General features: G+C 69.8%; 6 protein-coding genes and 1 pseudogene. 5 read left to right on the top strand and 2 right to left on the bottom strand.

Going from position 1 to position 9,085, the window contains the following annotated elements; all coding sequences use genetic code 11:
• The 3 genes and pseudogenes from AOK17_RS33440 to AOK17_RS33430 form a co-directional block, all read left to right on the top strand.
• A pseudogene (locus tag AOK17_RS33440) lies at positions 1-718 on the top strand (serine/threonine protein kinase); the annotation flags it as partial.
• Between the two features lie 127 nt (positions 719-845).
• Complete coding sequence (locus AOK17_RS33435) at positions 846-2,471, top strand: succinic semialdehyde dehydrogenase (RefSeq protein ID WP_055616334.1); 1,626 nt, start codon at positions 846-848, stop codon at positions 2,469-2,471.
• 95 nt (positions 2,472-2,566) lie between these two features.
• The gene (locus tag AOK17_RS33430) at positions 2,567-4,345 is read left to right on the top strand and encodes a GMC family oxidoreductase (protein ID WP_055616333.1); all 1,779 of its coding nucleotides are present in this window, start codon (positions 2,567-2,569) and stop codon (positions 4,343-4,345) included.
• Between the two features lie 126 nt (positions 4,346-4,471).
• Here AOK17_RS33430 and AOK17_RS33425 read toward each other — a convergent pair whose 3' ends face one another.
• Complete coding sequence (locus tag AOK17_RS33425) at positions 4,472-5,470, bottom strand: LAETG motif-containing sortase-dependent surface protein (RefSeq protein WP_055616332.1); 999 nt, start codon at positions 5,468-5,470, stop codon at positions 4,472-4,474.
• A gap of 298 nt (positions 5,471-5,768) precedes the next feature.
• Between AOK17_RS33425 and AOK17_RS33420 the strand changes: the two genes are divergently transcribed.
• On the top strand, positions 5,769-6,950 hold the full coding sequence (locus AOK17_RS33420) for a hypothetical protein (protein ID WP_055616331.1): 1,182 nt from the start codon (positions 5,769-5,771) through the stop codon (positions 6,948-6,950).
• 19 nt (positions 6,951-6,969) lie between these two features.
• The gene (locus tag AOK17_RS33415; RefSeq protein WP_055616330.1) at positions 6,970-7,770 is read left to right on the top strand and encodes a hypothetical protein; all 801 of its coding nucleotides are present in this window, start codon (positions 6,970-6,972) and stop codon (positions 7,768-7,770) included.
• A gap of 654 nt (positions 7,771-8,424) precedes the next feature.
• Here AOK17_RS33415 and AOK17_RS33410 read toward each other — a convergent pair.
• Positions 8,425-8,733 carry a chorismate mutase gene (locus AOK17_RS33410; RefSeq protein ID WP_055616329.1) on the bottom strand — a complete coding sequence of 103 codons (309 nt, stop codon included), beginning with the start codon at positions 8,731-8,733 and terminating at the stop codon, positions 8,425-8,427.
• Positions 8,734-9,085: the final 352 nt, after the last annotated feature.

The raw sequence follows: 9,085 nt of genomic DNA, 5'->3' as shown, positions 1-9,085 counted from the left end.
CTCCGATCCCCCCGCCCCGTCGGAGGACACCCGGGCCGAGTCCATCCCCGCAGGCCCCGTACGCCCCAAGCGCAAGCGCTCCACCGTGCGCCTTGTGGCCGGAGTCCTGGCCGGTGCCCTCCTGGTCGCGGTTGGTGTCTGGGCCGGGAACTCGCTCACCGACGACAGCGCGACCGCCGCAGGGGGCGAGCCGTCGGTGACCCCGAACTCGCCGACGAACAGGGACAGTTGGGTCGCCCACGAGGAGCAGGACCTGAACGCCGTCCTCTCCCTCCCCAGGCAGTACGTGCGCTTCCACGAGCAGGGCGGCCCCGACGACCAGCCGCGCATGGCCATCTACGACAACGACGAGGTCGTCCAGGTCCGCCTCACTGAGTGGGACCAGGCGCCGCGCTCGCCGATGGGTCAGGCGAAGGACTCGGCCGAGACGTGGGCCGGATACGGGGAGTCGAAGACGCAGTACACGAAGACGTCCTTCCACGGGAACGAGGCCGTGCTCGTCGACACGACCTACGAGACCGAGGGCAGGACGGTCCGCGTCATGGAGCTGATGATCCTCACCGACGACAGCCGACTGTACGAGCTGCGCGTCGACATGCCGAAGGGGACGGCGGACGAGAGAAGGGGCACGGAGGTGTTCAAGGGAGCGCGCGACCGACTGGAGATCGGCGGGTCGAGGAAGTGGTCGCCGCGCTCCGATTTTTCGGTCGGGCCCTGATCGTCGCCGGACAACCCCCTGATCAGGCCATTCATTGCCAGTGATCGCTGGCGCTGTGTGTGCACTCGGTGAATCCCTATTACCGCCGGGTACCCAAAGCGGCGGGCCCGGGCATACGCTGCGGGCCATGACCGACTCGCAGGCCCCGGTACAGGCCCCGGAAAAGACCGGCACCAACCCCCTCGCGCCCGCCCCGGAGGGCGCCCGCACGGCTGCTGACGTGGTCACGCCGGAGCTGATCGCGCAGCTCACGCGTGGCGTGGTCGGTTCGGGCCGCACCGCCAACCACACGCCGTTCACGGGCGAGAAGCTGGCCGACCTGCCCGAGTCCACTCCCGAGGACGTGGAGCGGGCCTACGAGAAGGCCCGCGCCGCCCAGGCCGTCTGGGCCCAGACCCCCGTCAGGCAGCGCGCCGCCGTCCTCCTCCGCTTCCACGACCTGGTGCTCGCGCGCCAGGCCGAGGTGCTGGACCTCATCCAGCTGGAGACCGGCAAGGCCCGGCTGCACGCCCACGAGGAGGTGCAGGCCGTCGCCGTGGCGGCCCGCCACTACGGCCGCAAGGCCGTCTCCTACCTCAAGCCCAAGCGTCACGCGGGCGCCGTGCCGACCCTCACCAAGGTCACCGAGCTGCGCCACCCCCGGGGCGTCGTCGGCCAGATCGCCCCCTGGAACTACCCGCTGGAACTCTCCGTCGGTGACGCGATCCCCGCCTTCGTCGCGGGCAACGCCGTCGTGATGAAGCCCGACACCGAGACCTGCCTCACCGCCCTGTGGGCCCGCGACCTGCTGATCGAGGCGGGCCTGCCGGCCGACGTCTTCCAGGTCGTCCTGGGCGAGGGACCGGTCGTCGGCCCGGAGGTCGTCAAGCGCGCCGACTACGTCTCGTTCACCGGATCCACCCGCACGGGCCGCGAGGTCGCCCAGAGTGCGGCGGCCCGTCTGGTCGGGGTCTCCCTCGAACTCGGCGGCAAGAACGCCATGCTGGTCCTGGAGGACGCCGACATCGACAAGGCGGCGGCCGGCGCGGTCCGCGCCTGCTTCTCGTCCGCGGGCCAACTCTGCATCTCCATCGAGCGGTTGTACGTCCACGAGTCGATCGCGGACGCCTTCGTGGAGCGGTTCGCCACGCGCACCAGGGCGATGCGGCTCGGCAAGTCCCTCTCGTACGGCGCCGAGATGGGCTCGCTGGTCGGTGAGCGCCAGCTGGAGACGGTGACCCGGCACGTCGAGGAGGCGGTCTCCAAGGGCGCCAAGCTCGTCGCGGGCGGTGTGGCACGGCCGGACATCGGCCCGTACTTCTTCGAGCCCACGATCCTGGACGGCGTCGAGGCGCCGATGGCGGTCTGCAACGAGGAGACCTTCGGACCGGTCGTCTCCATCTACCGCTTCAAGGACGAGGACGAGGCGGTCGAGCTCGCCAACTCCACGCCCTACGGCCTCAACTCGTCGGTGTGGACGAAGGACGGCCGCCGCGGCGCCAAGGTCGCGGCCCGCCTGCGCACCGGCACGGTCAACGTCAACGAGGGCTACGCGCCCGCCTACGGCAGCGTCCAGTCCCCGATGGGCGGCATGAAGGACTCCGGCCTCGGCCGCCGCCACGGCTCCGAGGGCATCCTCAAGTACACCGAGGCCCAGACGGTCGCCCAGCAGCGCCTGCTGCCCATGGCCCCGTCCCTGGGCATGGACGACGAGGGCTACGCCCAGTTCATGAGCCGCAGCCTGAGGCTCATGAAGGCATTTCGGTTCCGGTAGGCGCCCCGGGCGCGGGGCTGCATCGATATGCGGCTCCGCCGCGTGAGCGCGAGCAACCACATACAACCCGCACGGACACTCAACGAGGAGCACACGTGCCTCAGGACGCTTACGACTACGACGTCATCGTCGTGGGTTCAGGATTCGGCGGCTCGGTAACGGCCCTTCGCCTGACGGAGAAGGGCTACCGCGTAGGCGTCCTGGAGGCGGGCCGCCGCTTCACCCCCGAGTCCCTCCCCAAGAACTCCTGGGACCTCAAGAACTACCTCTGGGCGCCGAGGCTCGGCATGTACGGCATCCAGCGCATCCACCTCCTCGGCAACGTCATGGTCCTGGCGGGCGCAGGCGTCGGCGGCGGCTCGCTCAACTACGCCAACACCCTCTACGTACCGCCGAAGCCGTTCTTCGAGGACCCGCAGTGGAAGGACATCACCGACTGGCAGGAGGAGTTGAAGCCGTACTACGACCAGGCCCAGCGGATGCTCGGCGTACGGCTCAACCCGACCATGACCCCGTCGGACGTCCACCTCAAGGCAGCCGCCCAGCGGATGGGCGTGGGGGACACCTTCCACATGGCACCGGTCGGCGTCTTCTTCGGTGACGGCGAGGACGCCGACGGAACCGCGAAGGCGAGCCCCGGACAGCAGGTCGACGACCCGTACTTCGGCGGGGCGGGACCGGCCCGCAAGGCGTGCGCCGAGTGCGGCGAGTGCATGACGGGCTGCCGGCACGGCGCGAAGAACACCCTCAACGAGAACTACCTCTACCTCGCCGAGAAGGCGGGCGCGGTCGTCCACCCCATGACGACCGTCGTGTCGGTCACGGACGACTCGCAGGGCGGCTACGCCGTCACGACGCTCCCCACGGACGAGAAACGCAAGGGCGAGGGCCGGACCTTCAAGGCCCGCCGGGTCGTCCTCGCCGCCGGTACGTACGGCACACAGACCCTGCTGCACCGCATGAAGTCGAGTGGCCGACTCCCGTACGTGTCCGGCAGGCTGGGCGAGCTGACCCGTACCAACTCCGAGGCCCTGGTCGGCGCGCAGACCGACAACCGCCGCTACCGGAAGGCCACCGGTGAGGCGAAGGTCGACTTCACGCGCGGAGTCGCGATCACCTCGTCGGTCCACCCGGACGAGAACACCCACATCGAGCCCGTCCGCTACGGCCGGGGCTCCAACTCGATGGGCAGTCTGTCGATCCTCCAAGTCCCCTATACGGAGGGCTCGTCGAGGGTGCTGGGCTGGCTGGTCAACGCGGTGAAGCACCCCACCCTCGTGGCCCGCTCGCTCTCCAACCGCCGCTGGTCGGAGCGGACCATCATCGGCCTGGTGATGCAGTCCCTCGACAACTCCCTGACGACGTACCTGAAGCCGAAGGGCGCGGGCAAGGGCCTGCTGACGGCCAGGCAGGGCCACGGCGCCCCCAACCCCAAGCAGATCAAGGCCGCTTCGGAGTCCGCCTCCGCGATCGCCGCGGAGATCAACGGCTTCGCCGGCTCGAACGTCGGCGAGCTGATGGGCACCCCGCTCACCGCCCACTTCCTGGGCGGCTGCCCGATCGGCGCGTCGGCCGCCGAGGGCGTCATCGACCCGTACCACCGGCTGTACGGCCACCCCGGCATCTCGGTGGTCGACGGCGCCGCGGTCTCGGCGAACCTGGGCGTCAACCCCTCGCTCACGATCACCGCGCAGGCGGAGCGCGCGATGTCGTACTGGCCCAACAAGGGCGAGGCGGACCCGCGTCCGGCGCAGGGCGCCGCGTACGAGCGCCTGAAGCCGGTCGAGCCCCTCGCACCCGCCGTCCCCGCGGACGCCTTCGGCGCGCTGCGCCTGCCGTTCCTGGGAATGCCGACGGTGCCACCGAAGAAGTAGTCCCGACCGTACCCGTCGGATCAGGCGGCCGGGAACGACGAAGGACCTGCGCCCCCCTCCGAGCGCAGGTCCTTCGTTTCTTGCGTGAAGCGTTGGTCGCGTGAAGCGAGTTACGCCCTACGCGTCCTAGGCGTCGGCAGCGGCCTTGCGGCGGCGGACGACGAACACCGCACCGGCACCGGCGACGACGGCGGCGCCGCCGACGAGACCGATGGTCGGCAGGGCGGAGCTGGAGCCGGTCTCGGCGAGGTTGCCGGTCGGCAGCTCGGAGACGTTGCCCTGGGGCTTCTTCACCGGGTCCTTGCCGTTGTCACTCGGGTCGGCGGTGCCCGGGTCGGGGTTGGTCGAGCCGGCCTTCAGCACCTCGAAGTCGTACTGCGCCCAGCCCTCGGCGATGCAGTCCTGGTCCTTGATGTTGTCCAGGTAGGCGCCGGAGCCGAAGGAGTACGAGTCACCGGCCGGAGCACCCTTGTCGACGCTGAAGCGCAGGGCGACCTTCTCGCTCGCCTTCGCCTTCAGGGACTCGACGTAGAAGAAGTAGTCACCGGCCCAGTTCTCGTCGCCGATCCGCTCCCACTTGCCGGACTCGGTGTTCTTGAACTCCAGCGTGACGTACGGGCTCAGGAACTTCGCTTCGTCGAGCTCGTAGTTCTCGATCTCGGCGTAGAAGGCGACACCCTTGATGTCGGCCTTCGACTCGTTGGTGACGACCAGGTTGAAGTTGTGGAAGCCGTCGCCCGCGACGATCTTGCCGGGCAGACCCTTGATGTCCGCGGAGACCTTGGCGTCGCCGTAGTTCTCGTCGAGGTCCTCGCAGTACGGGACGTCCGGGTCGGTCGGGTCCTCGCTCGGCTCGGGCGTCGTGGTCGGCGACCCGGTGGGCGTGGTGGTGGTGCTCGGGGTCGGCGTGCCCGAGGGGATCTCGGTGCTCGGCGGAGTCGTCGTGGGCGTCGCGCTGGGCGTCGTCGTCTCGGTGGTGGTCGGCGTCGCGCTCGGCGTCGTCGTGGCGGACTCGGTCCCGGTGGGCGTGGGGTCCGTCGCGAAGGCGGCAGGAGCCGACAGCAGCGCGAGCGGAGCTATGACGGCCGTCGTGGCCGCGGCGGCCATGACACGGCGAAGCTTCATGAAGACCTCGGAGAGTCCGGCGTACCGCAGCGTTGCGGCACGAGAGTTTGGGAGGCCTCCGCGTGCGGGGTACGCGGGTACGGCCGTTGGTTCCGCAAGTGAGACCTGTGACTCCTGTAAAGGGTTGTCCCCGAGCTCACAGAATTTTTATGTGGGCTGGGTCACAGCGGGATCGGACTTGTGAACTCCTGTGCCCACGCCATAGAACTGTCCATCGTTTGTCCGTCGAGTAATCCGTCGAGTAATTCGAAGAACACGTCGATCCGCGGGTCGATCATGGGGGAGAGGCGCGAGCGCCGTGGCCGAGAAGCCGTCGGAGAAGTCACCCGAGGAGCCCGGGAAATCCGGAGAGTCCGGAGAGTCCATACCGGAGGACGTGTGGGCGCAGTTCGTCCAGGACAGCGAGCGGGACATCCACACGTCCGAGGCACCCAAGGAGCCCTCCGCGCGGGCCCGCATGGTGACCGAAAGGCTGCGGCAGCAGGAGGCGCGCGGCGAGCTGCCTCCGGGGTGGCGCACCGGGCCCGCCTGGCAGGAGATGAACGGGCGGGCGGCCCGGCGCCGCAAGGTGTGGACGATCATCGGCGTCGTGCTCGCGATCGCGCTGGCCGTGGTGGCCATGAAGCCGTCCCTGCTGCCGGGTGACCTGTTCGGCACCGGCACCGGCACGGACGAGGGCACGCAGTCGGCGAACCCGCTGCCCGACGAGACCGCGGCCCCGAGCGACGCCCCCTCCGATGCGCCCGGAACGCCCACGCTGGACGAGCCGTTCGCCGGTTCCCCGGCCGTGCGGTACGCCGACGGCGCCGCTGGAATCGTCCTGCCGGAGGCCAAGCCGGTCGGCGCGTTCGGCAAGGACCAGGTGGCCAAGGCCCTGGCGCAGACCAAGTCGCTGCTCGTCGACGCGAACCTCGACCGCAAGACCCTGCTCGGCGGCACCCCCGAGACCACGCTCGACAAGATCCTCGACCCCAAGCAGCCGGGCATGATCGACGACGCGAAGTCCTGGCTCCGCAAGCCCGGCAAGGAGAGCGACCCGCTCTGGCTCTTCAGCCGCTTCGACCCGGACGAGGTGCGGCTCGTCGGCGACGTGGTCAAGACCCGTGGCCGTACGACCTTCAAGGCGGGCAAGGACGGTGCCGTCGCCATCCACGCCGACTACACCTTCGTCTACCCGCTGGCCCTGGCCGACCCGGACTCCACCGAGGTCTCCCGCACCATCGTCCGCCGCATCCTCGACGTGGAGCTCCTCAACCCGGCGAAGTACGAGGTCACGCCGGGCAGGCTCTCGGTCGACCGCTACGACCAGGACCTCGCCAACTCCGCCTGCGACGTCTACGACGGCTTCCTGCACCCGCAGTTCGACTCGGTCGAACCCACGGGCGCGCCGCCGAGCGGGCCCACGACCGACCCGTACGACCGCAGCCAGGACATCGGGAAGTCCGGCACGGAGGAGTGTGGGACCGTGTCCCGGACATGAGTACGGACATGAGTGGGACATGAGCAGAAGGATCACGCGGACCCTCGTGGCCGCATCGGTCGTCGTCGGCCTGGGGTGCGCCTCGGCGTGCGCGGGCGGCGACGACAAGGGCAAGAAGGCAGGACGGACGTCGGCCACCGGGCAGTCGGCCGACGGGTCGAAGGACGGCGACGGAGCCGGGGCCGCAGAGGACAAGGACAAGGACCGGGCGAAGGCTCCGGGCAAGGACTCTTCGGTCGCCCCGGACGCGGACGCCCCCCTGACCCGGGCGCAGTTGAAGAAGGCCGCGCTCACGACGGGTGACGTCAAGGGTTACAAGGTCGAGGGGGCCGGATCCGCCGACCTCCAGGGGGCGTCCTCCCCGGCGCGCCCGGCCAAGTGCCAGCCCGTCGCCGACATGTTCCTGTTCACCACCGACCCGGTCTCACGGACCTCCCTCAGCCGTGGCATCACGGCCAAGGACGAGACGGACGCCTCGGTGACCACGCTCGCGCTCCTCTCGTACGGATCGGGCGAGGCCGACGATGTGCTCGCCGGGCTGCGCAAGGCGACCGGCGAGTGCACGGCGTACCAGTACGTCGGCTACAAGTACTCCGGGGTCAAGGAGTTGGCCGATCCGAAGCTGGGCGACGAGTCCGTCGCGTTCCGGCTGGTCGCCTCCATCGAGGGGGCGGAGGTCCCGGCCGCGTACACGGTCGTCCGCGACGGCTCGACGCTGGTGGCCTTCAGCTCGATGAACATGCTGGACGCCGACGAGGTCGAGGTCCCGGCCGAACTCGTCGAGGCGCAGCTCGCCAAACTGAAGAAGACGACGGCCTGACGGGACAGCACTGCACTGCCCGGGATACGGGGCCGGCCGCACGGCGTACGGACAGGCGAAGGGCCCCGCGGGACAACCGCGGGGCCCTTCGTGGTCAGCACCGACGTCAGGGCAGCGCCGGTGCCTACGGGACGGCGCCGGGGGGTGCGCCGTTTACTGGCTTCTCCGCCCGGTCGGCGCCCCGGCGCACCGGGGGAGTGCGCATGGTCTCGACCAATGGCGGTAAGACGATCCAATGCTGCTGTCTGCTCTGGGACTTGGGGGTAGTTCCAAACATCGTGCTCGATGGGCCGCGGCCTCCGCAACCGTTTCGACCGCACTTGCACAGATTCCGCCGGCCGGCTCCGGGCGTCCCCGGAGCCGACCTCTCTTGGGTGACCGGGCTGCTGTCCCCTGCCGTCCGGTCACTTCTCTGGAACGAGGTCCCACGGCGCACGTCCGTACGCCTCATCGTTCCAGCGGAGCCACGCGTGGTTCTTCGGGCCCGCCCCTGGCTGACACGGACACCGGGACCAACGAAGCCCGCCGCGGGGCGGTCACGCGCCGTACGGGTGAGAGGACATGCGTACGTGCGTGCACCGGACGTCCGTCGTACGCGGGTGTCGTACGTGGATCCCGGACGTCCTCAGCACCCTCGGATTCAGAGGGCTGTCTTCAGATGCGGCCCCGGCACAGCTCCAGGAGCGTCATCGCGAGTGAGGTGCCCGGCTTGCCGAGCGCGTCCCTGTAGTGGCCGAGGACGTCCATCTCGCGTGACAGGTTCACGCGGCGGCCTCCGGAGGCGATCCGGGCCTCCTGGATGACCGCCGAGATCGCCATGCGTTCCTGGACGAGGCCGATGATCCGGTCGTCGAGGGTGTCGATGCGTTCGCGGGCGCCGGTGATGACGTCGGCGGCCTCTTCGGTGCGGGCGCCGGTCCTGTCCGCGGTGGTGTTCGTGGCGGCGCCTGTGGCTGTGCTCATCTTGGGGGCTCCTCTTCGGGTGGGGTGCCCCGGAGCGGCAAGGTCCGGAAACCGCGAGGCGCCCCGGGCCTTGTCGGCCCGGGGCGCCTCGGAAGTCGCTTGTCAGTTGCTCAAGCAGCACGACCATGGCAGCCGGTGGGCCGGTTGCCATAGGTAAAGACGAAGGTCTTGTGCGTGAGCATGGGAGCAGTATGCCCGGGCGGGCGGTGCCGTCCAACTCGGTTCGAATCCTGAGACACCTTTCCTCGCCCCGCCGCCCCTACCCATTCCCGTCCCTTTTCGGGGGCCGGCCCCCGAACCCCCGCTCCTCAAACGCCGGAGGGGCTAACTACTAGCCCGTCCGGCGTTTGAG

It is taken from the genome of Streptomyces phaeochromogenes (assembly GCF_001418655.1).
GTDB classification, from domain to species: domain Bacteria; phylum Actinomycetota; class Actinomycetes; order Streptomycetales; family Streptomycetaceae; genus Streptomyces; species Streptomyces phaeochromogenes.
Note: the sequence above shows the minus strand (reverse complement) of the source record. Positions and strands in the feature narration are given on the sequence as shown.

What these genes read in the sequence shown, in the direction of transcription:
- AOK17_RS33415 (WP_055616330.1), top strand. Translation starts at nt 6,970, where the DNA reads ATGAGCAGAAGGATCACGCGGACCCTCGTGGCCGCATCGGTCGTCGTC.
- AOK17_RS33435 (WP_055616334.1), top strand. Translation starts at nt 846, where the DNA reads ATGACCGACTCGCAGGCCCCGGTACAGGCCCCGGAAAAGACCGGCACC.
- AOK17_RS33410 (WP_055616329.1), bottom strand. Translation starts at nt 8,733, where the DNA reads ATGAGCACAGCCACAGGCGCCGCCACGAACACCACCGCGGACAGGACC.
- AOK17_RS33425 (WP_055616332.1), bottom strand. Translation starts at nt 5,470, where the DNA reads ATGAAGCTTCGCCGTGTCATGGCCGCCGCGGCCACGACGGCCGTCATA.